We start from the raw sequence: 21893 nt of genomic DNA, 5'->3' as shown, positions 1-21893 counted from the left end.
GTACGTCCGGTTATCGCAAAGCGTGGGCCCGGATCAGGGTGATTGCGTGAACGGGGCTTTTCGCTCTTTCGATATGCAGTCAGTGAAGGCACAATGCGCATCCTTTTTTGGCTCGCCTTGCCCGGAGGCCTCGAAAATGATCAAAACGCCGTACTACCTCATCGACAAACAAAAGCTGCTGGCGAACATGCAGAAGATCGCCTATGTGCGTGAGCAGTCCGGGGCCAAGGCCTTGTTGGCGCTCAAGTGCTTCGCCACCTGGTCGGTGTTCGACCTGATGCAGCAGTACATGGACGGCACGACTTCGTCGTCGCTCTATGAGCTCAAGCTCGGCCGGCAGAAGTTCGCTGGCGAGACCCATGCCTACAGCGTCGCCTGGGCCGACGATGAGATCGAGGAGATGCTCGCCAACTGCGACAAGATCATCTTCAACTCCATCGGCCAGTTGCAGCGCTACACCGAAGCGTCGGCCGGCAAGGTCCGCGGCCTGCGGGTCAATCCGCAAGTGAGCAGCTCCGATTACCTGCTGGCTGACCCGGCGCGCCCCTTCAGCCGCCTGGGTGAATGGGATCCGGTGAAAATCGAGCAAGTCATCGAGCATATCTCCGGCTTCATGTTCCACAACAACTGCGAGAACGGCGATTTCGGTTTGTTCGACCAGATGCTGGGCACTATCGAAGAGCGCTTTGGTCACTTGCTGCATAAGGTCGAGTGGGTCAGCCTCGGTGGCGGCATTCACTTCACCGGCGAGGGCTACGCCCTGGACGCCTTCTGCGCGCGGCTCAAGGCCTTCTCGCAAAAATATGGCGTGCAGGTCTACCTGGAGCCGGGCGAGGCCGCGATCACCCAGAGTGCGTCGCTGGAAGTCACCGTGCTCGACACGCTCTACAACGGCAAGCACCTGGCCGTGGTGGACAGTTCCATCGAGGCGCACATGCTCGATCTGCTGATCTATCGCCTGGACGCCAAAATGGCACCGAGCGAGGGCGAGCACACCTACATGGTGTGCGGCAAATCCTGCCTGGCCGGAGACATTTTCGGCGAGTACCAATTCGATCGTCCGCTGTCCATCGGCGATCGGCTGTCGTTCATCGACGCAGCGGGCTACACCATGGTCAAGAAAAACTGGTTCAACGGCCTGAAAATGCCGTCCATCGTAGTGAAGCAGCTCGACGGCAGCGTCGAGGTGGTTCGCGAGTTTGTTTACGACGACTATCTGTCCAGCCTGTCTTGAGTTGGCGGAAGGAGAAATGAAGAAATTGAAGAAGAACGTACTTATCATTGGTGCAGGAGGTGTCGCCAAGGTGGTGGCCCACAAGTGCGCGCAGCACAACGACGAACTCGGTCGTATTGCTATCGCGTCGCGCAACATCTCCAAATGCCAGGCCATCATCGACAGCGTCAAGGCCAAGGGTAGCCTCAAGCAACCCGCCGACATCAAGGCTTTCGCACTGAACGCTCTGGATGTCGAAGCGACCAAGGCGCTGATTCTCGAAACCGAGTCGCAGATCGTCATCAACGTCGGCTCTGCCTTTCTCAACATGTCGGTGCTGCGTGCCTGCATCGATACCGGCGTGGCCTACCTGGACACCGCCATCCACGAAGAACCGGGCAAGGTCTGCGAGACGCCGCCCTGGTACGGCAACTACGAGTGGAACCACCTCCAGGAGTGCCAGGAAAAGAACATCACCGCCATTCTCGGCGTGGGCTTCGACCCGGGTGTGGTCAATGCCTATGCGGCACTGGCGCAGCAACAGCATTTCGACCGTATTGATTCGATCGACATTCTCGACGTCAATGCCGGCTCCCATGGCAAATATTTCGCCACCAATTTCGACCCGGAAATCAATTTCCGCGAATTCACCGGACAGGTGTGGAGCTGGCAGGACAGCCAGTGGACCAGCAACACCATGTTCGAGGTCAAGCGCACCGACGACCTGCCGGTCGTAGGCTCGCAGAACCTGTACCTGACCGGCCACGACGAAGTGCACTCGCTGTCGAAGAACCTCGATGTGCCCAACGTACGTTTCTGGATGAGCTTCGGCGAGCACTACATCAACGTGTTCACCGTACTGAAGAACCTCGGCCTGCTCTCCGAGCAACCGGTCAAGACCGCCGAAGGCCTGGAAGTCGTGCCGCTGAAAGTGGTCAAGGCCGTGCTGCCTGACCCGAGTTCGCTGGCGCCGGGCTACACCGGCAAGACCTGCATCGGCGACCTGGTCAAGGGCGTCAAGGATGGCCAGCCGCGCGAGATGTTCATCTACAACGTGGCCGACCACGAGGACGCCTACGCCGAAACCGACAGCCAGGGCATTTCCTATACCGCAGGCGTGCCACCCGTGGCCGCAGCCTTGCTGGTGGCCCGTGGCGAGTGGGACGTGCAGCGCATGGTCAACGTCGAGGAGCTGCCTGCCGAGGCGTTCCTCGAGGCGTTGGACGTGATGGGCTTGCCGACGCGCATCAAGGACGAGCATGGAGACCGTCCCTGGAACCAAAACGCCTAAGGATAGCGGCGGGTTGCGTTCCGGCTCCCACAATCCGTGGGAAGCCTTGAAAAAATGCTCCGTATCGAAAGGTACGGGGCATTTTTCGTTTATGACCCCATCAAACAGATAACCTGTGGCGAGGGAGTCCCCGCCACATCTTCGACGCCGCGCTGTCGCGCAGGGAACTAGAGCGACGTCCACGAGATATCTGTTTTTGATCGTTCCCGCGGCCTGCGTGGGAATGCATCCCGTGACGCTCTGCGTCACACTCCAGAGGCGGAACGCGGAGCGTCCCTGGCGACATTCCCACGCAGGAGCGTGGGAACGATCGACATGTATTTTCAGCCTTAAAAATCACATGGTTGCAATTTGTTCCATGAGAGCCTGTTCTCGCTGGGTCGAGCGTAGGAGCTGCCGAAGGCTGCGATCTCTTGATCTTTCGCTCACCACTCAATTGGCTGGCGCAACGTCCACGTTTCGTAGTCAGGCATTTCTACTCTCTTGCTCCTTAAGCAAATCCAGTGTCCTTGCGTCGACCTTCAGCCCACCCTCCAACGCTTGGGCATACACGGAATGCTCGCCCGCAGCGGCTGCAAAAAGCGTCATGCAGGACGCGAACTTCATGGCATCGATGGTCCCGAGGAGTTTCTCCAAAGCGACTCCCGAGTCCAGTACGGCACGGGTGGCGCGCTTGAGTCGCGGCCCCAGAAGCGGGTGCTGCAAATAGTCACGCGCTTCGTCAATGCCGCACAGGCCATAGTAGGTGGCGTTCTCACTGACGCCCAGGCCGCGTAATTGCGGAAAGATGAACCACATCCAATGGCCTTCCTTGCGGCCACGCCGCAGTTCCAGCAAGGCGTGCTCATAGGTAGACGCTTGCGCCTGGATAAAACGCTCCAGTGATTCGGTCATGCGAGCCTCCGTATGGTTTCAAGGCTGAAGAATGAACCAGACAAGGGCAAAGCCTATAGCACACTTGCGCTATAGCGCCGCTCGGCGCTCGTCCCTAACCTATGAGCGTTATCGGTTTTTCGATCGATCGCAACGAGCACATCGGGACAAGGATCTGTTTTTTGAAAAGTACATCTGCCAGAAAGTCCAACGTCAATCCGGCTTGGCGCAAACGCCTGGCAACGGCGTTCACCGCCTCGACCCTTGCCGTCAGTGGCTGGGGTTCTTTAATCGCCGATGCGTCGGCCTCGACCGCCAGTGCAACGTCTTCAGCCGCTTGCACCAACGAAGCGGACTTTCAGGCCGGGACAGTGGTGGAGTACGAAAGCCGCGACAACCTGTCGTCGACCATCAGTCGCGGCAGAACCGAGACGTTGGGGCGTGAGGCATTTGCCGACGCCAATCCGATGGCTTCGGCGCACACCTCGTTCTTGAACAATGCGCCGTTCTTCCTGACGACAACCTTCGCCGAGATCAAGGACGGTCGATTGATTCGTTACGGCGATCGCCATGGCGCCGGGGCATCGTTGGTGACCACCCTCTACCAGCCTCCCGCTTCCACACCAATTGATCTGCAACCTGGGCAGACCGTCACCGTCAGCTACAAAAACAAAGCCGTGAGCGCCGGGGCAACCATCGAGTTCGATGTCGTCGAGAAGCTGACTTACAACGGTCGCGAAACGATCAAGACCGCCCTCGGCACGTTTGATACCTGCAAGTTCACCAATGAAATTTCTACCGGCTCGGCTTCGGCCACGCAGCCGAAAAACGTCGTCGTTGTCCAGAATTGGTTTCCTGCGGACGGACCCTACCGTGGGCAGTCGATCCGATCCGTCACGCCGCCGGCCAATGGCGTTGCGCAGAGAATCGGCGAAGTCATCAAGATGCAGTATGAGGCGCGATGAACGACGCGTTTCGGGCCAGAAGATTTGCCGGATCATCGTGGCAGACGAACACCCGCTGTTCCGAGAGGGGATGACGCTGTTACTGCAACGCCTGGTACCTGAGGCGATGATCGAACAAGCAGGGAGCCTGGAAGAAGTACGGACGCTCGTAACGAATGGACACGCTCTCGATACGCTGATTCTTGATATACGTCTTCCCGGCCTGGGTTCCGTCAGCGAGCTTGCGCAGTTGCGCCAGGCACTCAAGCACACTGTGATGATTGTGGTTTCGACCCTGGATGACGGCGATGTCATTGGGCGTGTCATGGAGACCGGTGTCGACGGCTTTGTCGGTAAGAGCCTTTCTCCCGAGCAGGTCGGCAAGGCTATCGGCGCTATTCGTCGTGGCGAAGTACTGGTCAAGTACGAGCCTTCGGACCCGCTGCCGCTTGGCTCCAACGATGACATGAACAAGCTCACGTCCCGGCAGCGAGAGGTCTGGCAATTGATTGCCGAAGGCAAGACCAACAAGGAGATCGCCGCAGCGCTTGAGATTTCTCCCTTCACTGTGCGCATTCATGTCTCTTCGTTGATCCGTGCGCTGAACGTCCCCAACCGGGCGGTGGCTGCGGCGCGTTTTGCCGGGCGCCAGGCGCCTGGCACTTTGCGTTAGACGAGATGAGAAATCGACGCCTGGCCAAGGCAAGGCGTCGATCCGGCTAGCGCTTACAGCCAGTACCGCAGGCCGAGCATCAAGGACTGGGCGTTGTATTCGGTTTTCACATCGGCTGGGACCAGGCCCTGGATTTTGCCGTAGTTCGCTTCGCCGGTCTTGAAGTAGCGGTAATCCAGGGACATGGACCAATGGTCGCTCAGCTCGTAAGCAACGCCTGCGCCGAGTTGCCAGGCCGAGACGGTGTCGCGATGGGTGCCGCCGAACTCGACGCCACCCGCTTCCAGGCCCTTGATGGTCAGCACCGCGTAGCCCAGGCCACCGCCTACATAAGGTGTGAAGCGGCTGAAGGGGGCCGGCAGGTTCGAGACGTCATACCAGAGGTTGGCCATGAGGCTGCTGGCTTCCTCTTCGCCTTTGCCCTCGATGCTGCTTCCGCCCTCGTAGACCCGGTTATTGAATTGGTCCATGGTGTTGCGGCGGTAGCTCAGCTCCACCTCGGGCCGCAGTCCGACCGGGAACCGCCAGCCCACTGCCAGCCCGGTGGCGTAGCCCGAGTGCAGCGGTTGATTGTATTCCATCTCGACGAAATCATTGCTGTTCTGGGTCAGGTCCTGTTTAGAGACCCAGTTCACGCCGCCCATGCCACTGACATAGGGGCCGAGGTTGTCGGCGAAACTCGATGCTGGGGCAATAGCCCCCAGGCCAACGATGGCCATGAGCAGATATTGGCTGTTTTTCTGTAGGTTCATGCTAGATCCGAAATGTGCTGTTATCGATAAGTAAGCAAAGCGAGTCCGGGAAGGTGCGTTCAGCACGCGTGCTTCCGGGAGGCATTCACACGAGGTGCAAAGGCGTCGCGGTTTTCTCGTGTCCTGGGGCGCCAATGGCCCGTTGTTCAGCCAGCCGGCACAGGTTGTCCAGTGCCGTGGTCATCGCTGCGGTCAACGCTTTGCGCAGCAGTCCGCGATACAGGAAACTCAACGGCCCGGAAATTTTCGCGCTATGGATGACATGGGTTTCATCGGGAGAAAGCCTGCGCAACTGATGATCGAACTCGAGGTCGATCCACAGCAGCCGTGCACTGTTGCGATAGCTTTCGTGCAGGCTCACGGCTTCCAGTTTCAGTGGCATGTTCAAGCCATTCTTGAGCACGCATTTGCCGCGTGTCCCCGCCTGGAAAGGGCCGTCGAGTTGACACTGGCGAACGTCGGTATCCCATAACGGCGCTTCTGCAAAATTGCTCCAGATCTTCCAGATTTCAGAAGGGGGCGATTTGACTATGACTTGCACTTTGACATCGTTCACGGCGACACCTTGGTTGTGGGGGGCACGGTCATGCTGGAGGGCAGATCCATTCAATGCTCAGGCCGCCGGCGCGGATTGACTGAGCACCTGGGCGGTAATGCTCGCTTGACCGATTTTTTCGCCCCGGTTGAACAGGTCGATATAGATGCGGTTGGTCTTGAATGCCTGGAGCGCCGCATCAAAGCCGGCTTGCGGCGCCAATGACAGCGGGCTGTTCCTGGGGATGGGGCGATCCAGGGTGAAGCTCAAGGCCAGCAGATTCATTGGCGTATTGAGTGGAATCCGCAGATGGCTGTGGGCGATCTGCATGTAGCACTGGCGAGCCACTTCGAGGAAATACACCATCGAATAGTGTTCGGGATCACCTGCCTGGAAGAAGTGTTCCTGCGGCAGTTTCACCGTGTCCACGCTCAGGCCCTGGGCCACGCCGCTCATGTCACTGACGATGACGTTCTCCTCCCTGGCCTTGTGCAACAGGGCCTTGTTACGGCAGGGCGTGGCGGTGAATTCGCCGGCTGGCGATGTCTCGAACGCCGAGCTGTAGGCCATCCCGAGGACGCAGGTGCACATCACTTTCCCGGCCTGCATGACCTTGGCATTGAACACCTGGGGATCCTGGCCTTGCTCGACGTGCAGATCGATCACGCCTTGCTTCTGTACGTATTGCTGGAACTTGATCGTCAGGCTCTTGATGTAGGCGACCCGGCCGCTCAGAGGCGGCATGGCCAGTTCGATCAGTTGCAGCACGCCCTCGAGCAGCAAAATGCCCGGGACGTGATCCAGGGGGTGATCGAAGAAGTACGGGTGCGCTTCATCCACCACGAGCTGGGCGTGCAGCGACTGTGGGCTGCGCTGGGCGTTGGCGATCACGATATGTTCCACGCTGCGCTGCCAGTGCGTCGGGCGCTGGGTTGTGTCGCCATGGTGCAGGGCGAACAGGCTTTCCATGGCGCGAACCCGCACCCGCAGCCCGGAGAGCAAGGTGCTGGTGAGCATGTCGCTGAGTTGCAGTACGTCGACGCCATCGTTCTGTGGTTCGCGGACCAGGCTGACAGGCCGGGCAGGCGTGATGACCTGCTGCAGTTCGTGGGATGACGAATGGGCAAAGCGCAACATGAAGGGATGCTTGATGGGCGAGCTGGCTTCGGCCGCCGTCGGGCTCCATTGGCGAAGCTTTTCGGTAAACAGCCACATCACCGTCTTGCCGGCGTCGCGCACCTCGATCACGGAATGGGTCGCGCCCTTCAACATCACCGCCAACAGGGTCTCGATGCCGCTGGCTTCAGCCAGGAAACCGGTCATCTCCTGCAGTGATCCGCTGGCAGGCGTCGCAGCAGGCTGCAACTCACAGACGTCAACGTTCGGATAGTCGCTCGGCGCTTTGTCCAGCCGTTGGCAAGCCTCTTCCAACGAGCCGGCAGCGTGGGCGAGGACCGCCGCGCGGATCACCAGCAAGGGTTTGTCAGCGGCATCCGGTTGGTAACGACGCAGCGCGATCAGTCCCAGTCCTTCACCTTGCGTGATTGCGCTGCTCCGGGCGCGCTCGACCTCGATTTCACCGCTGACAAAACGCCCTGCGCCGAGCAGCAGCGTGGTGATGCCGTCGTTGAACCATTGCGGCGAGGCCAGCAAGGTTTGCCAGAACAGGCCCGCTGTGCCGACCAGGGTCTGATGGAAACCCTTGAAGTCAAAAATCTGCGCCGGATAGCCGGACAACATGTTCGGCAGCATGGTTGCCACGTCTGTCACTTCGACGCCCGGTGCCGCACCTTGCGCCCGGGAGTAGAAGTTGTGGGCGCTGCTGTAGGCATTGCTGAAGCGCTCGCCACCCATGTTGCAGCACATGACCATCGCTGTGCCGGGCGAACCGGCCACGCCTGGCAAACGCCGCAGCAAATGATTGACGCGATCGGTGATCAACAGCTTGAACGGATCGACATGAGCCAATGGCTTGGGCCCCATGCCATAGCCATCGATATCGATGACGTGGTCTTGTGCGAGGAATTTACCCAACAACGGTTGACCGGGCGCCGGGGTGTAATCAACGAAGCGCCCACAAGGGAACATGACGGAGGGGGCGGCGGGTTGATCGAGTTGCTGCTGGAATGACTGCAAGGAACGGTGGCTGCCCAGCGCTGCTTCAGCCTCGACAATGGCAAGGTCGAGCATGACCACGCCACTGGCGCTCGCCGGCGCGGTCAGGGGGGCGGCAGGGTGGTTGTCGGGAATGTATTCATCCACCACCAAGTGCGCGTTGGCACCGCCGAAACCAAAACTGGAGATGCCAATCCGGCGTGCAGATGGATGATCCTCCAGGGGATGTATCTGCTGGGTGGCGAGTCTCAGGCAGGTCTCGTCGACCTTGGTGCTGGGGCGGTAACCGGGCTGCGGGGGGATGCCTTTATGGCGCAGTATCATCAAGGCCTTGGCGAGCGAGGCACCGCCGGCAGCGGCCAGGGGATGGCCGATGACCGACTTGATCGAGCCGATGGTGATTTTCTTGCCGTCCGGACGATGGGGGGCAAAGAAGCTGTTCAGCGAGGCCAGCTCCGTTGCGTCCCCCAGCGGTGTCCCGGTGCCGTGGGTCTCGATGTAGTCGACATCGCGTGGATCGAGGCCGCGATAGGCTCGTTGGTAGGCCGAGTACTGGGCCTGTTTGCCTGGCGCAAACACCGAGCCTTCGGCGCCGTCGGCGGACATGCCCAAGGCGCGCAGCACGCCCAGGGGATGACGCTGCGCTGTCAGGGCCTGGGCGAGCGGTTCGACCAGAAAGGCCACGGCACATTCGCCCGGCACGATGCCGTCGGCGTCCTGGCCGAACGCTTCCATCCGCGCGCGGGCGGAAAAAGCCGTCAACTGCGAGAAACCCAGGAACAGCGCGGGTGGCAGCACGGTGTTGAGGGCCATGACAATCGCGTTGTCAGCCTGGCCACTGTTGACCAGTGCCTGGGCCATATCCAGGGCATAGGGGAACGAACTGCACGCGGTGTCTACCGATAACGCCGGCCCACCCAAGGCAAAGGCCGCCGCCAGTTCTGCAACTTGTTCACCCGGTGTAAAGCCGGCCGGTGCGTCGGTTTTTCCGGACACGCCGGTGACGAAATAGCTCTCGTCACTCCAGGAGGTCGCGACCACCAGCGCGGTGCGCTCCCTGCTTAGCGCCGAGCCTTGTCCGGCGAGTTGGGTGAGCAGCGTCTGGAGCACTTTCTTGCCGATGGCGACCTGTCGTCCTTCGTGCCGTGACGGGGTCGAGACGTCATCGGTCAGGCAAAAAGCGCTGTCCAGGTACGTGCGATCCTTCTCGCCGGCCTTGGTTGAATAGATCGACGCCTTGTCCAATTCCCAGCGTGTCGGCATTGATTCGATCGGTGCGATCTGCCCTTGCGAGAGCAACTGCCAAAGCGCATCCGTGGACGGCGCCCCCGGAAACTCGCCCGCCATTGCGCTAAAGCAAAAATCGCCCTTTGTTGTGACTGCGCCACTCATACCTGTCTCCCTGATCGCCAAAATGCTGGGTGACCTGTTCGATCACCCGGATTCCATTCCTGTTGCTGCCGGGCTCAGCTCAGCCTGGCCAGCAGCGACAAGGCATCCTCAGGCGTGCGACGGGACATCAGCGCTTCACCGGCAAATTCGCTGGCAGAGCACTGTTGCGCCATGGATTGGCAGAGCGCCTCTCGGGCAAAGCCGTTGAGGCCCAGTTGTGCGAACGGTGTCTGGATGTCGATCGACTGCGCTGCGTCCGGGATCAGCGGGGACAGGGCGTTGAGCAGCAGGTTTTCTTCCTGCCCTTGAGTGTCCGTCGTGGTCGCTGAAGGTTCGTCGCCAGGCGCCGCCTGCGGCTGGGGAGCGGCCAGGGCGGTTTGAATCAGGGCGATGGTTGCCTGCGGGAACTTGGCGTTGGCCAGTTCGGAACTGTGGGCCTTGAGCTGCGGCCACATGGCGACTACCGACTCCAGGAAGTCCAGTTGCACCAAAGAATCCAGGCCCAGGCTTTCATAGCTTTGTGTCGGGTCGATCTGCTCGACCGTAAAGCCGGTGATGGTCGCGAGTTGGTCGAGTACCCACGCTTGGACATCCACCGTTGGTGCCTGCGGATCGGCTTCAAGGCGCGCCAGCAATGCGGTTGGGGTAGGGGCGTCGAAGAGCTGCGAGGTCAGGTCTTTCTTTTCCGGGAAGTGCTGGGCCAGGGATTCGAAAATATCGACCAGCCCCAGGGAGTCGATCCCCAGGCTCTCGAAGCTCTGATCGAAGTCGATCTGTTGAGCCTGGAAGCCGGTGACCGTACTGATTTCGGCACGCAACCATTGCCCGTAGCTGAGTGCATTTGTCTCTTCGACGGCTGCGGCGGCTTCGACGACAGGCGTCGGCGCCAGTATGGTCGGGTTTGAATGAACCGGCTCGAGTACGGGAACACTCGTGTTGACCGCCGCTTCGGTCCCATTGGCATAAACGCCTTCAAGGACTTGTTGATGAGCATTGAAGTAATGCGCAGTGACCGTTTCAGCCTGTTCCAGGAGTCGCAGCAATATTGATTCTTTGGCGATATTGGATTCGCAGAGTGAATCAATAATCTTTTCGGAAAGAGAGAAATAGCTATGGGCTATTCTCCCATTGGACACGATGAATTCCTGCACAACATCATTAAGTTGCAAGCGCATAAGATTCTCCTAACCAAGTCGGTCGATATTTCTATAAGTAAGAAAGATCAAAAATCATGGCCCAGGGCAGGGCCTTGTTTATATCAGTTCATCAAACTGGCAGTAGCCATGGAGCGACTTAAAGTTGGAGTTCCACTGCGTCGGTCTCGCAAGATATTGTTTTTCTGGCACCCTTGAGCAACCCGGACCTTACATTCAGATACGTCATCAGCGTTATTGCATCGGCACCGAGGAAAGCGATATAGCCGTCAGGACGAATCAGCATCATCGTGCCTTCCTTGGCGTGATAGCGCTTATGCAGTCGCCAATCGGGGTCCAGCAACGTCGAGTGCCAAGCCGGCAGGCCGGCGCTGCTCAGGGCGTCGATCACGCAGTAGGCCTTGATGCCTGGGAAGTCCTTTTCCACCGACTTGGCCAGCGTGTAGTAGCCTGGCAGCAACGGCGAAAACTGATCGGCCGCGCTGAAAATCAGCAGCGTGAATGTCCCGTGGAACAAGTCGATCAAGCGTTTTGCTGGCATCCCTTGCAGTTGCCACAGTTCGACATCGGGCGCCAGTTGCCCGGCGCGAGGCGCTGCGCTCTGGAACTCGGGTTTTTCCCTTTCTTGCTCCAGTTCTTGCGCTGCTTCTTCGTCAGCGATTCTTGAATGTAGTCACTTTTCTCATAGTGATATTGATGACCGGAAATCATCGACGGCAGTTTGCGCTGGACCTTTTTGCGGTTGCTCAACAGCGGCAGGACATTGTCGCGCAGCCACACCAGGGCGCGACGCCGGACCGTAATCAGCCCCGTCAGCCGGTGTGCGGTGTTCTCGACTTCCAGGGCAACCGGGTAGCGCTCTTCGTTGTAACTGTCGAGCAAGGATGGATTCGCCAGGCCCTGATCGACATAGGCCATTTTCCAGGCCAGGTTGTAGGCCTCGGAAACCCCCAGGTTCATCCACTGCCCACCGATGGGGCTGCCGATATGCGCCGAGTCCCCCAGCAGAAACACGGAGCCTTGTTGCATCGATTGCACGCGGCGATGCTGGAAAGAGGCGATGGTGGTCGATGAAATGTTGGACAGCGTCATCTTTTGCCCGCGCCCTTCGCACAAGCGCTGGAAGTTCTCCAGGCTCAAGGACGGGCGCTCGCCTTCTGGCGGCAGGTTGTAGGGCATTTCGATGAACAACCGGTAACGCGATTGAGCGCTGATCGGTGCAACGGCCACATAACCGTCCTGCGCACCCAGGAAAAATGCGCCCTCGTCCTTGCTTCCGGACCACTCGATATCGGCATCGGCGAGCATGAAGAAGCGGTCGTAGGACGAGCCTTCGAAGGTCATGTCCAGGCGTTTTCTGATGTTGCTGCGAGCACCGTCGCACGCGGCCACCCAACGACTGGTGAAGTGTTCGTCGGTGCCGTCGGCATGCTTGAGCGTCATGCGCACCGAACCCGGCAGGTTTTCGATGTCCGTCAGTTCGGTATTCCACTCCACCTCGGCGCCCAGCTCCCTGAGCCGCTCCAGGAGAATCTTCTCCGTTTGCGGCTGTGGCAGGCTCAGGAGCAGGGGATAGGGCGCGTCCAGGTAGGAGAAGTTGTAGTTCAGTACCCGCTTGGCATTCGACTGCACCGAAAACTGGTTGATCGTGAAGCCGTCGCTGATGGCTTGCTCGGCAACGCCCAGGTCCCGAAAGATTTCCAGGGTCCGGGAATGGATAGCCATCGCCTTGGTCGCCGTCGAGGGGCCGGCGTTCCTTTCAATGATGCGGAACGACACGCCCCATTTCTTCAACAGGATTGCCAGGGACAGGCCAACAGGACCGGCGCCGACGATCATGACCGTCGGGGCGCTGCCAGGTCGCTGGAAATGCTTGGGGGCCAACGTGCTCAGAGTGTTCATCGATCAGTACCAGTTTCTGTAGAAGGGAGAGTTGGCAATGCCGAGCAGGGCATCGTCGCCTGATGAATCGCCGTAGGCATAAATGTAAAAATCATCAAGGTTGCTCAAGCAGCCCTTGAGCCGCGTGACTTTCTCTCGCTCTACACAGTTGGTACCGGATATCCCGCCGGTCAGCTTGTTCTTTGCCGTTGCCAGGCGGGTGCCGCACACATAGTCGAAACCCGCGGCCTGGCCCCAGGGGATCAGGTAGTTTTCCGGTGAATTGCTCACCAGCGCGGTGACGTGCCCCATGGACTGATGCCATTGCAGCCGTCGCAATGCCTCGGGCCTGAGCCAGAGCGGCAGCAGCTCGCTGATGAAATACTTGGCATGCTCGCGCTCTTGCTCCACCGACAGGCCGCCCAGGTAGCAGGCGATGAACGCCAGGCGCGCTTGCATCAGCGGGGTGATGCCGACGATCACGCTGAGCATCTTGGGCAGCAGGGGAATGATCCGCAGCCAGAACGAACGGGTACCTACGATGAAGCGCATGTAGCGCCAGAACGTGTGCCGGTCGGTCAATGTGCCGTCGAAGTCGAAAACGGCCAGGACCGGTTGTGTGCTGTTAGCGTGCATGTGCCTCTTCCTTGAGAGAAGTAATCTCGATGGTCTTGGGCAGCTTGAAGCCCGATAGGTAGCGCGAAAGCAGGGTGGACAGCGCGTTCTGGGTCAGCTCGCCGGTCCCTTCGACGCACAGGTGCAGCACGTTGACTTCCTTGTGGTCCGGGACGATATAGGCCTTGGCGCGCACCACGTTGGGGTGCTTGAGGGCGACGGATTCGATTTCCACCAGGTCGACCATCTGCGCCTTGATCTTCGAGATTCGCAGGCGTTGGCAATAGAAAAACACATGCCCATCGTCGTCCTGCCAGACCAGGTCACCGCTGTGGAACCAACCATCGCGGAAGAACCGCGCATTGGTGTCCTCGGCATCGTTATAGCCGTCGATCACCATCGAGCCGCGTATCAGCAATTCGCCGATACGCCCAGGCGCTACGTCCTGGCCCTGGGCGTCGACGATGCGTAGCTGCACACCGCTGATCGGCTGGCCCATGGCGCCACGGTGGACCGTTCCAATCGAGCTCTGGACGATCACGGGCATGCTTTCGGTCAAGCCATAGCCCTGCAGCACCGGATTGCATCCCAGCAGCCTTCCCAGCTTCTCGGCCTCGTCGGCCGGCAGGTGGCTGCCGCCCGAGTAAATCATCAACTGCGGGTGCAACGGCAGGAGCGCGCCTTTACGCTTGGCCAGGCGCGTATTGAAGTAGCGAATGACGTCGGGCACCAGGCAGGCAAAGGTGACCTGATGCTCGGACAGGACTTCAGCCAGGTCTCGATTGAGCAGGGTGTTGGTCATCAGCAGGGTGGCGCCGATGCTCAAGGGAAACACCATCATCACGGACAGGCCGAAGATGGCATACAGCGGCAGCGTCACCAGATGAACGGATCCGACGCCTTGCAGATGAAAGTGCTCATGCAGCCCGTCGCTCGATTGCGTCAGGTCGAGATAACGGTGAGAAACAGCCAGGGGCCTGCCGATGCCACGATAGGTGAATTGTACCGAGACGATCGGATTGCCCTCGGGCAACAACAAGGCTTCGATCTGGCAAGGCAGTTGAGAGATGGCCGTTGCGTTGGCAGGCAGGGGCGCTGACGGTTCGCTCCCGCCGTCCAGCACCAGGGAGTGCCTGACACCGTTGTCAGCCTGGAATACCTCACTGTGTTGCACCCATAGCGTTTCGGTCGTGACCACGAGCGTCGGCCTGGCGAGGCTGACGACACTGGCCATTTCGAAGGAGGTCAACTTGTAGTTGAGGATGACCGGAATGGCACCTCGCCCGATGATCGCCAAGTAGTAAGCGATGAACGCCACGCCATTGGGCAGTACCAGCGCTACTTTGTCGCCAGGCAATATACCGAGCGCTGTAAGAGCGCCATTGCATTGTTCAGCCTTGATGCGCAACTCGCGATAAGTAACGGTATCTTCTTCCGTATCCAGATGCCGAATAGCAACTTGCTCGGGGAACGATTCCGAAAAACCGACAAAGCGATGCAGAAAACCTTCTTTATATGAAAGGCTTTTCATTTACCAACCTCTCTCAATCCTTGGATGTTTGGCTAGTCAAAAAAGTACTACAGAGGCAGGCTATATATGAATTGTTTCAATTAAGCATCTGTGTAGTTGTTATTCCGATACCAGTCCAGGGTATCGGTCAGGGTTTCAGCAACAGGGCGGAACTTGCACTCCAGCTCCCTGGAACTTTTGTTATGGCTGAAATGAGTACGGCCTTGTTCTTGCTCCATGAGCTTGACCGTGGAGGTACTGATGAGCACCGGTTTTTTGGTGATCCGGTAATAACCTTCATAGATAAGCGCGATGATTCGCAGCATGAACAGGGGCACTTTTCGCTCTGGGGCTTTTACACCACTGACGCTGGACAGCGCCTGGAAAATGCTCTTCATGTCCATGTGATTGCCGGCGGCCAGGTAACGCTCTCCGGACCTGCCGCGGGTGATGGCCGCGATTTGATGCTCGGCCACATCCCGGGCATCGACGACGGAAAAGCTTCCGGGCAGTACACCGGGCAATTTTTGTCCGACAAAGTCGAGCAGGAACTGTCCTGAGGAAGTAGGGCCGATATCGCCGGGGCCGAACATCCACCCTGGCAGGACCATGGCGATAAACATGTCCGGGTGCTGGGTCAGGAATTGCTGGACCTTCTGTTCGGACAATATTTTGCTCAAGTAGTAATCGTCAGCCTCCAATTCACTGCGAGACATGGTTTCATCGATCACTTGATCCCGGTTGCCCTTCAATACGGCAATGGAAGAGGTGTGGACTGCACGGCGGATACCGGCGTCATAAGCGGCTTGCAGCAAGCGCTCGGTGCCGGTCACATTGGTGTCATACAGTTTTTGCCAATGTTTCCCGCCTTTGTAACTGTCGCGGAAATAGGCCGCCGTATGAAACAGGGCATCACACCCTTGCAGGGCATGGGCGAAGGCCTCGACATTGAGCATGTCACCTTCGACAAACTCCACAGGCAGGCTGCCGAACTGTTTCTTGGCTTTCTCTACGGAACGAACCAGCGCTTTTACTTTGATGTTCCGCTTTAACAGCGCACGAACGACATTATTCCCGAGCAGGCCAGTAGCGCCTGTAACGAAGGCATATTCCATTAAAATCCCGCTCCTGTGAGGTGACCTGGCATTGCATCGAGAGGGGTGTCACTGACTCGATGCGCTGACCAGGCGTTGGGCTCCACCAACGGCGCAAGTAAAAACCATTCGGTATCTGAAAATCAAGTGGTATTTCGTCGGATTGGCGGGCGGATGGCTCTGCACCGGGCTTCATGGGCGGTTTTTCCAGATCCAGCGTGGGGTGTCGGACAGGAAATTATCCGGTTTGAGCCGCTCAAAGGGATCTCAGGGACTCATCAAGCGGGGCGAAATGAAGATTTCGATTGCTTCATATCCGAGCAAAACTGTGGCGGGTAGCCCATCTAGCGTGCCTTTCCGGCTGTTCCAACTACATGGCACATACATGGCATTTTCTGAAAGTTAAAATGTAAATGATTGAACAAGGCGCGTATAAGATATGATGGCGAAAACGGGTTCCGTACAATGAGTAATCGATTCGTAGCATTCAGTTACACATAGCTATCTTGTTTGGCCAAAGGAGCCGAGGGCGTGATTAAAAAGAGACTAGGTCGAGAAGAGAGCCAGCAAGTAACAAGAGACAGATTGTTCGACACAGCCACTGAGCTGATGATCCGAAAGGGCTTTCATGCCGCCAGCGTCAACGTTATCGCCGAAGAGGCGGGCTTTTCCAAAGGCGCCTTTTTCTCAAATTTTTCAAGTAAATCGGACTTGCTGTTGCAATTGACTCAACGCTTCAAGCGAGTTGAGATCGACCGACTGAGTACGACCCTGGCATCGGGATATTCGGCGGAGCAGTTGAGTCACGGCTTGAATGCCTATATCGACACGCTGAAGAACAATACCCGCTGTGCGATCCTCGATGCCGAGTTGCAATTGATCGCCTTGCGCGATGAAGAATTCTCGCCGCATTACTACGACTTGCATGAGGAAAACAGCGAGGCCTTGGGCAAGTTGATTACCATCATATTCAATCACGCTGGCAAGAAGCCGCCGCTGGCCTACGCCGCGCTTGCCAAGACCTTCACCGCCCTGGCGGAAGGCCTGATATTGCAAGGGCATAAAGACCCGGCTGTTGAAATCAAGCTGGTGTTGAACTCGCTCATCCAGACCGCAGAGCCTCTATAAGCCCTTGGTTTATCGCTGATAGGCCAGCAAGCGGCGCTCAGCCCATCGGAATACACCCACCAGCATGCACGCCAGCAACATGTAGAGCAGGGCGGCAATGCCATAGGCCTGGAAGGTCTTGAAGTTATCCTGGGTTTCGGGCCGCGAAGCTTGACTGAACGCATTAATGAGTATTTAGTTGTGCGGTACAACTACTAAATCATTGCGTCCGAGGTCCCCCGTGAGCCATTGCCCACCAGATCTGATTGAGAACGTCCGTTCGGCGTCGCGCCTCATGGTGCGAGAGCTGGGGTTCATGCGCACCACGCTGGCGGCGACGGATTATCCGCCGTCGTCGGTGCACACAATAGTGGAGATCGGCAATCACGAATCCCTGACGGCGGGTGAGCTTGTCGAGTTGCTCGGCCTGGAAAAGTCCAGCGTAAGCCGGATGGTTCGCAAGCTCGTCGAGGCCGGCGAGATCGAAGAAATTCCCCATGAACAGGATGCGCGCGCCAAGCGATTGCGACTCACCGCGCAGGGGCAAGACACCCTTCGAGACATCGATGCTTTCGCCACGCAACAGGTTGTCGCGGCCATGTCTCACTTGTCCAGCGGGCAATGTCAGATCGTGAGCGAGGGGATTGCCAGCTATGCCGACGCGTTGCACGCTCATCGGCTCGGTGCAGAGCCACCTGCGCCGGCGCAGTTGGAGATTGCCCGGGGCTACCGTCCTGGCCTCATCGGTCGCATGGCGGAAATGCACGCAAACTATTACGCCAGGCGTTCAAACTTCGGTCAGCCGTTCGAAAGCCTGGTGGCATCGGACATGGCGGAACTGATGGGGCGTTTGCACAATCCGCGCAACGAGGTCTGGTCGGCCCTGGATGGCGAACGAGTGGTCGGTTCGATTGCCATCGACGGCGAAGGAGAGGACGGCAGTGCGGTGCTGCGTTGCTTCATCCTGGATGATTCGGCACGAGGCAAGGGCGCCGGTAGACGCTTGTTGGCTGAAGCGATGAAGTTCTGTGACGAGTGGGGCTTCAGTTCAACGAGTCTCTGGACGTTCCAGGGGCTCGATGCTGCCCGCAAGCTGTACGAGGATTTCGGTTTCAAGTTGGAACTGGAGCAAGAAGGGCAGCAATGGGGGCAGCGGGTCATGGAGCAGTGTTTTGTCAGGCCGGGTCCAGCCGCCTCATCACGTTGACGCGTAATCCGTCGAGATCAACTGGCCGACGTGGATTTGAAAACCCCACTGAGGATGAAGGCATAGCGTTCCGGGCGGATGAAAAACGTCGTGCGGTCGCAGCAGCGTCCGTCGGCAAAATAGGATGTGCGCTCCATGACCAACAGCGCGGCGCCGCGTTTGACCTGCAGCGCGCTGGCCAGGCCTTTGTCGGCTTCCTGCGCACGGATGGCCAGGTCGGCACGGGTGACCGCCAGGCCGGTGATCGACTCGAGAATGGAATAGATCGGTTGATGTTCGACTTCAGCCCAGGCCACGCTGGCCAGCTCTGCCGGTAAGTGGCTGCGCCCCAACGCGATGGGTTCGTCATCGACGAAGTGCAACCGCTCCAGGAGCAGGCAGTCGTCTGCGTCCTCAAACAAACCACGCAGGGTCTCTGGAACGGGCTGCAGGGCATGGCTGACCACCTGCATGCTCGGTTGCAGCCCTTGCAGCAACAACGCCTCATGAAAACTGCGCAACGCATCCAGGCCGTGGCGTACCTGCTTGGCTGCCACGAAGGTGCCTTTGCCTTGCTTGCGCTCCACCACGCCGTCGTCGCTGAGCTTGCCCACCGCCAGGCGAACCGTGACGCGGCTCACCCCGAACCGTTCGCCCAACTGTGCCTCGGACGGCAGCTTGCCGCTGGGTTCGTAGTCGCCGCGTTGGATTTCCTCCAACAGTTGATGGGCGATCTGTTCGTAGAGCGAGGTGGTGCTGTCGCGAAGAATGGGCGTGGACACAGTCAGTTTCCATGGCCTTGAGCGGGGCAGGGTGCCTTCACTTCTAAGGTTATAAAAATAGGTTATTGGGACTACTTGTATTAATACGTATTATGTCAGGTATTCCCATTGTAAACGACCTGACGACACTTGCCATGCTCAAAACCTTTCCTTACGCACAGCCGCAAGCCGATGCCCTGACGGTCGATGACATCAGCTTCAGTTACCCCAATGGGCACTCCGTATTTTCCGCTTTCAGCCTGAACGCCCAGCCTGGCGAGTTCGTCGCGATCCTGGGGCCATCCGGTTGTGGCAAGACCACGTTGCTGAACTTGTTGTCGGGGTTCATGCAACCGCAAAGCGGCCGTATCACGATCAACCAGACAGCGGTACGTCCGGAGCGTTCGGAATTGGGCTATGTGTTCCAGGCGCCGCAACTGTTTCCCTGGTTGAGCGCGTTGGAAAACGTCCGTTTCGGTCTGCGGATGAGCGCTCGAATCGACGAATCGCAGCAGCGCGCCCAGGCATTGCAGTACCTGCGCCTGGTCGGACTGGAGAATGCGGCGCATCGGCTGCCGCACCAGCTTTCCGGTGGCATGCAACAGCGCGTTTCCCTGGCCAGGACCTTGGCCCTCGAACCCAGCGTGCTACTGATGGACGAGCCGTTCGCCGCGCTCGATGCCATCAGCCGCAACAGCATGAATGAAGAGACATTGCGCATCTGGGCCGAACTGGGCCAGACGGTGTTGTTCATCACCCACGACATCGACGAAGCGGTGTTCCTGGCCGATCGGGTCGTCGTGCTCAACATCGCGCCGGGCGGTATTCATAGCGAGCTGGAGATCCACCTGCCGCGCCCCCGCAGCAACCTGCAAACCCGCCGCCTGCCGGCCTTCCTGGATTACCGCAATGAACTGATGACGCGCATTGCCCGGGTGATGGACGCGCCCCAGGCCATTGCTCACCCCACTCCTCGACTTGAGCTGACAGCATGATCAAACGTTCGCTGCTTGCCCTTACATTGTCTGCTGCCACGTTGGCGGGCAGCGCATTCGCCGTGGCGGGTGAAGAGAAACCCTTGCGTGTGGGGTACGTCTTCGCCATGGCCAACGCCCCGGCGCTGATCGCTGACAAACAGGGTTACTACCACGAGGAAGGCTTGAACGTCGACCTCAAGGCGTTGGGCGATGGCCCTGTGATCCAGCAGGCTCTGGCCGCCGGTGAACTGGATGTGGCCTACGTCGGCACGCCGCCGGTGTACCAGTGGTTTTCCCGCGGGCTGCAAAGCCGGATCCTGGCGAAGGTCAACTACGGTCAGGCTGCAGTGATTGTCGACGCCAAGAGTCCGATCACCAGCCTGGATGCGCTCAAGGGGAAGAAACTGGCCGGGGTCAAGAAGGGCAGTGGCATGGATGTGTTGCTGCGCGGTTATGTCCTGAAGGAAAAGGCCGGGCTCGACCCTGACAAGGACCTGGACATCATTGACATGCCGCCGGGCAACATGAACGCGGCCCTGGAGCGCGGCGTCGTCGATGCGGCATTTTCCTGGGAACCCTTCGTCAGCCAGTCGGTGTTGCGTGGATCGAGCCGGATCCTGCTGGACGTCAACCAGGCGTTGCCCCAGTACCCGTGGTATGTGGTGATCGCCTTGCCGAAAACCTTGCAGGAACGTCCGGATGATGTGGTGAAGCTGCTGCGTGCCCATCGCAAGGCCATTGCCTTCCTCAATGAGCATCCCGCCGAGTCGAACCGGCTCATCGCCGAGGCCTTCAAGCTTGAGGCGGTGCAAGGCACTGACGGCAAGACCATCGCCCCGGAGGCCATCGTCGCCCAAGCGCGGACCCGGCTGGGCTGGTCGGCGGACTTGGAGGAATCGGACATCCAGTTCATCCAGCGCCTGATGAATTACTCCCATGACCTGGGTTTTATCGACACCACGCTCAAGACTGATCAGATCGTGGACACCTCCTACCTGGAAAAATCCGCGCACTGAGTCCGTCATGTCCTTGCCAAAACCGAATTGGGGATGGGCGTCGCTGCCATTCCTGCTGTTGATCTGGATCGCCCTGGCGAGCCACTTTCCCACCTACATCCTGCCGCAGCCCTGGGACGTTGCCCGCGAGGCGCTGCGCTGGCTGGGCGACCGCTCGCTGTTGCAGCACCTGCAGGCCAGTGTGCTTGAAGAGGTGGGGGGCTTTTGCGCGGCGGTGATCGTTGCAATTGCGCTGGGCACTGGCGCTGGCCTGTCCTCGCGTTTTCGCGACTTTATCTCGCCACTCAACAGCCTGTTCATGGCTATCCCGCCGATTGCCTGGGCGCCGCTGATCATGATCATTTTCGGCCTGGGCTATGTGTCCATCGTGCTGGTGATTTTCATTGCCGCGATGTTCCCCATGGCGGTGACCATCCAGGAGGGCGTGCAGAGTATTCGCGGCGGTGAAGTCCGCGCGGCGCGCACCTTGGGTGCCAATGCCTGGCAACTGTTGGCCCACGTCTACCTGCCGGCCTCGTTGCCGTTCGTCACGGCCGCCTTGCGCATTGGCTTCAGCCAGGGCTGGCGGGCACTGGTTGCGGCGGAAATGATCGGCGCCTCCCAGGGCATCGGCTGGATGGTGTCCACGGGCGGCCAGATCGGCAACAGCAGCCAGGTGCTGCTGGGCATTGTCGTGATCGGCCTGATTGCCTGGCTGATGGAGAGCTTTGTATTCCGGCGCATCGAGCGTCACTACCAGAAATGGCGCGTGCAATAAGCGCTACCTGCTTGTCTTCGTCCCCCTTTCAAACCTTCAGTGGACCA

General features: G+C 59.0%; 20 protein-coding genes and 1 pseudogene. 9 read left to right on the top strand and 12 right to left on the bottom strand.

Annotation, left to right across the window (positions count from 1 at the left end; translation table 11 throughout):
• The first annotated feature begins 136 nt into the window (after positions 1 to 136).
• Both AB4O22_RS13390 and AB4O22_RS13385 read left to right on the top strand, forming a co-directional pair.
• Positions 137 to 1234: a carboxynorspermidine decarboxylase gene (locus AB4O22_RS13390; RefSeq protein ID WP_003201000.1), complete on the top strand. Its 1098-nt coding sequence runs from the start codon at positions 137 to 139 to the stop codon at positions 1232 to 1234.
• A 25-nt stretch (positions 1235 to 1259) separates the two neighbouring features.
• Positions 1260 to 2504: a saccharopine dehydrogenase family protein gene (locus AB4O22_RS13385; protein ID WP_043042741.1), complete on the top strand. Its 1245-nt coding sequence runs from the start codon at positions 1260 to 1262 to the stop codon at positions 2502 to 2504.
• A 465-nt stretch (positions 2505 to 2969) separates the two neighbouring features.
• On the opposite strand, the gene AB4O22_RS13380 is transcribed toward AB4O22_RS13385, so the two are convergent.
• On the bottom strand, positions 2970 to 3398 hold the full coding sequence (locus AB4O22_RS13380; protein WP_460096468.1) for a DUF1810 domain-containing protein: 429 nt from the start codon (positions 3396 to 3398) through the stop codon (positions 2970 to 2972).
• A 101-nt stretch (positions 3399 to 3499) separates the two neighbouring features.
• Between AB4O22_RS13380 and AB4O22_RS13375 the strand changes: the two genes are divergently transcribed.
• Both AB4O22_RS13375 and AB4O22_RS13370 read left to right on the top strand, forming a co-directional pair.
• A complete protein-coding gene (locus tag AB4O22_RS13375) occupies positions 3500 to 4342 on the top strand; it encodes a hypothetical protein (RefSeq protein ID WP_460096467.1) in 843 nt (280 codons plus the stop codon).
• Positions 4329 to 4994, top strand: a complete 666-nt coding sequence (locus AB4O22_RS13370; protein WP_013693119.1) for a LuxR C-terminal-related transcriptional regulator — start codon at positions 4329 to 4331, stop codon at positions 4992 to 4994. The genes AB4O22_RS13375 and AB4O22_RS13370 overlap by 14 nt, the downstream gene beginning before the upstream one ends.
• A 53-nt stretch (positions 4995 to 5047) precedes the next feature.
• Here AB4O22_RS13370 and AB4O22_RS13365 read toward each other — a convergent pair whose 3' ends face one another.
• The 9 genes from AB4O22_RS13365 to AB4O22_RS13325 form a co-directional block, all read right to left on the bottom strand.
• On the bottom strand, positions 5048 to 5746 hold the full coding sequence (locus AB4O22_RS13365; protein ID WP_003201010.1) for an outer membrane protein: 699 nt from the start codon (positions 5744 to 5746) through the stop codon (positions 5048 to 5050).
• Positions 5747 to 5831: 85 nt separating this feature from the next.
• Positions 5832 to 6302: an SRPBCC family protein gene (locus tag AB4O22_RS13360; RefSeq protein WP_013693120.1), complete on the bottom strand. Its 471-nt coding sequence runs from the start codon at positions 6300 to 6302 to the stop codon at positions 5832 to 5834.
• 57 nt (positions 6303 to 6359) lie between these two features.
• Complete coding sequence (locus AB4O22_RS13355) at positions 6360 to 9788, bottom strand: beta-ketoacyl synthase N-terminal-like domain-containing protein (RefSeq protein ID WP_460096466.1); 3429 nt, start codon at positions 9786 to 9788, stop codon at positions 6360 to 6362.
• A 74-nt stretch (positions 9789 to 9862) separates the two neighbouring features.
• Positions 9863 to 10963 (bottom strand): acyl carrier protein, encoded by a 1101-nt coding sequence (locus AB4O22_RS13350; RefSeq protein ID WP_460096465.1) that lies wholly within the window; start codon positions 10961 to 10963, stop codon positions 9863 to 9865.
• Between the two features lie 118 nt (positions 10964 to 11081).
• The gene (locus tag AB4O22_RS13345) at positions 11082 to 11483 is read right to left on the bottom strand and encodes a hypothetical protein (protein ID WP_460158252.1); all 402 of its coding nucleotides are present in this window, start codon (positions 11481 to 11483) and stop codon (positions 11082 to 11084) included.
• Complete coding sequence (locus AB4O22_RS13340) at positions 11465 to 12844, bottom strand: FAD-dependent oxidoreductase (protein ID WP_460158251.1); 1380 nt, start codon at positions 12842 to 12844, stop codon at positions 11465 to 11467. Before AB4O22_RS13340 ends, AB4O22_RS13345 begins: the two co-directional genes overlap by 19 nt.
• A 3-nt stretch (positions 12845 to 12847) precedes the next feature.
• Entirely contained in the window at positions 12848 to 13459 is a 612-nt protein-coding gene (locus AB4O22_RS13335) for an HAD-IB family hydrolase (RefSeq protein WP_003201018.1), read from the bottom strand.
• The gene (locus tag AB4O22_RS13330) at positions 13449 to 14969 is read right to left on the bottom strand and encodes a class I adenylate-forming enzyme family protein (protein WP_460096464.1); all 1521 of its coding nucleotides are present in this window, start codon (positions 14967 to 14969) and stop codon (positions 13449 to 13451) included. Before AB4O22_RS13330 ends, AB4O22_RS13335 begins: the two co-directional genes overlap by 11 nt.
• 80 nt (positions 14970 to 15049) lie before the next feature.
• Complete coding sequence (locus tag AB4O22_RS13325; protein WP_027912317.1) at positions 15050 to 16063, bottom strand: SDR family oxidoreductase; 1014 nt, start codon at positions 16061 to 16063, stop codon at positions 15050 to 15052.
• Between the two features lie 510 nt (positions 16064 to 16573).
• On the opposite strand from AB4O22_RS13325, the gene AB4O22_RS13320 reads away from it, so the two are divergent.
• A complete protein-coding gene (locus tag AB4O22_RS13320; RefSeq protein ID WP_003201023.1) occupies positions 16574 to 17170 on the top strand; it encodes a TetR/AcrR family transcriptional regulator in 597 nt (198 codons plus the stop codon).
• Positions 17171 to 17179: 9 nt separating this feature from the next.
• Here the strand turns inward: AB4O22_RS13320 and AB4O22_RS13315 are convergent.
• Positions 17180 to 17293 (bottom strand): annotated as a pseudogene (locus AB4O22_RS13315) (amino acid ABC transporter permease); the annotation flags it as partial.
• Between the two features lie 151 nt (positions 17294 to 17444).
• On the opposite strand from AB4O22_RS13315, the gene AB4O22_RS13310 reads away from it, so the two are divergent.
• On the top strand, positions 17445 to 18356 hold the full coding sequence (locus AB4O22_RS13310; protein ID WP_223522770.1) for a bifunctional helix-turn-helix transcriptional regulator/GNAT family N-acetyltransferase: 912 nt from the start codon (positions 17445 to 17447) through the stop codon (positions 18354 to 18356).
• 17 nt (positions 18357 to 18373) lie between these two features.
• Here the strand turns inward: AB4O22_RS13310 and AB4O22_RS13305 are convergent, their stop codons facing one another.
• A complete protein-coding gene (locus AB4O22_RS13305; protein WP_069970894.1) occupies positions 18374 to 19117 on the bottom strand; it encodes a GntR family transcriptional regulator in 744 nt (247 codons plus the stop codon).
• Positions 19118 to 19251: 134 nt separating this feature from the next.
• Here AB4O22_RS13305 and AB4O22_RS13300 point away from each other — a divergent pair, with 134 nt between their 5' ends.
• The 3 genes from AB4O22_RS13300 to AB4O22_RS13290 are packed head-to-tail and all read left to right on the top strand — an operon-like array spanning position 19252 to position 21846.
• On the top strand, positions 19252 to 20091 hold the full coding sequence (locus tag AB4O22_RS13300) for an ABC transporter ATP-binding protein (protein WP_460096463.1): 840 nt from the start codon (positions 19252 to 19254) through the stop codon (positions 20089 to 20091).
• Positions 20088 to 21089: an ABC transporter substrate-binding protein gene (locus tag AB4O22_RS13295; RefSeq protein ID WP_363806625.1), complete on the top strand. Its 1002-nt coding sequence runs from the start codon at positions 20088 to 20090 to the stop codon at positions 21087 to 21089. Before AB4O22_RS13300 ends, AB4O22_RS13295 begins: the two co-directional genes overlap by 4 nt.
• Positions 21090 to 21096: 7 nt before the next feature.
• Positions 21097 to 21846 carry an ABC transporter permease gene (locus AB4O22_RS13290; protein ID WP_223471744.1) on the top strand — a complete coding sequence of 250 codons (750 nt, stop codon included), beginning with the start codon at positions 21097 to 21099 and terminating at the stop codon, positions 21844 to 21846.
• Positions 21847 to 21893: the final 47 nt, after the last annotated feature.

The organism is Pseudomonas sp. S3_B11 (assembly GCF_054667715.1).
This window is presented reverse-complemented; position numbering and strand designations above follow the sequence as displayed.

Bases quoted from the DNA above. Each gene is read 5' to 3' on its own strand.
- AB4O22_RS13390 (WP_003201000.1), top strand. From the start codon at position 137: ATGATCAAAACGCCGTACTACCTCATCGACAAACAAAAGCTGCTGGCG.
- AB4O22_RS13380 (WP_460096468.1), bottom strand. From the start codon at position 3,398: ATGACCGAATCACTGGAGCGTTTTATCCAGGCGCAAGCGTCTACCTAT.
- AB4O22_RS13375 (WP_460096467.1), top strand. From the start codon at position 3,500: ATGAGCGTTATCGGTTTTTCGATCGATCGCAACGAGCACATCGGGACA.
- AB4O22_RS13370 (WP_013693119.1), top strand. From the start codon at position 4,329: ATGAGGCGCGATGAACGACGCGTTTCGGGCCAGAAGATTTGCCGGATC.
- AB4O22_RS13365 (WP_003201010.1), bottom strand. From the start codon at position 5,746: ATGAACCTACAGAAAAACAGCCAATATCTGCTCATGGCCATCGTTGGC.
- AB4O22_RS13355 (WP_460096466.1), bottom strand. From the start codon at position 9,788: ATGAGTGGCGCAGTCACAACAAAGGGCGATTTTTGCTTTAGCGCAATG.
- AB4O22_RS13350 (WP_460096465.1), bottom strand. From the start codon at position 10,963: ATGCGCTTGCAACTTAATGATGTTGTGCAGGAATTCATCGTGTCCAAT.
- AB4O22_RS13345 (WP_460158252.1), bottom strand. From the start codon at position 11,483: ATGCCAGCAAAACGCTTGATCGACTTGTTCCACGGGACATTCACGCTG.
- AB4O22_RS13340 (WP_460158251.1), bottom strand. From the start codon at position 12,844: ATGAACACTCTGAGCACGTTGGCCCCCAAGCATTTCCAGCGACCTGGC.
- AB4O22_RS13335 (WP_003201018.1), bottom strand. From the start codon at position 13,459: ATGCACGCTAACAGCACACAACCGGTCCTGGCCGTTTTCGACTTCGAC.
- AB4O22_RS13330 (WP_460096464.1), bottom strand. From the start codon at position 14,969: ATGAAAAGCCTTTCATATAAAGAAGGTTTTCTGCATCGCTTTGTCGGT.
- AB4O22_RS13325 (WP_027912317.1), bottom strand. From the start codon at position 16,063: ATGGAATATGCCTTCGTTACAGGCGCTACTGGCCTGCTCGGGAATAAT.
- AB4O22_RS13310 (WP_223522770.1), top strand. From the start codon at position 17,445: ATGGTGCGAGAGCTGGGGTTCATGCGCACCACGCTGGCGGCGACGGAT.
- AB4O22_RS13300 (WP_460096463.1), top strand. From the start codon at position 19,252: ATGCTCAAAACCTTTCCTTACGCACAGCCGCAAGCCGATGCCCTGACG.
- AB4O22_RS13295 (WP_363806625.1), top strand. From the start codon at position 20,088: ATGATCAAACGTTCGCTGCTTGCCCTTACATTGTCTGCTGCCACGTTG.
- AB4O22_RS13290 (WP_223471744.1), top strand. From the start codon at position 21,097: ATGTCCTTGCCAAAACCGAATTGGGGATGGGCGTCGCTGCCATTCCTG.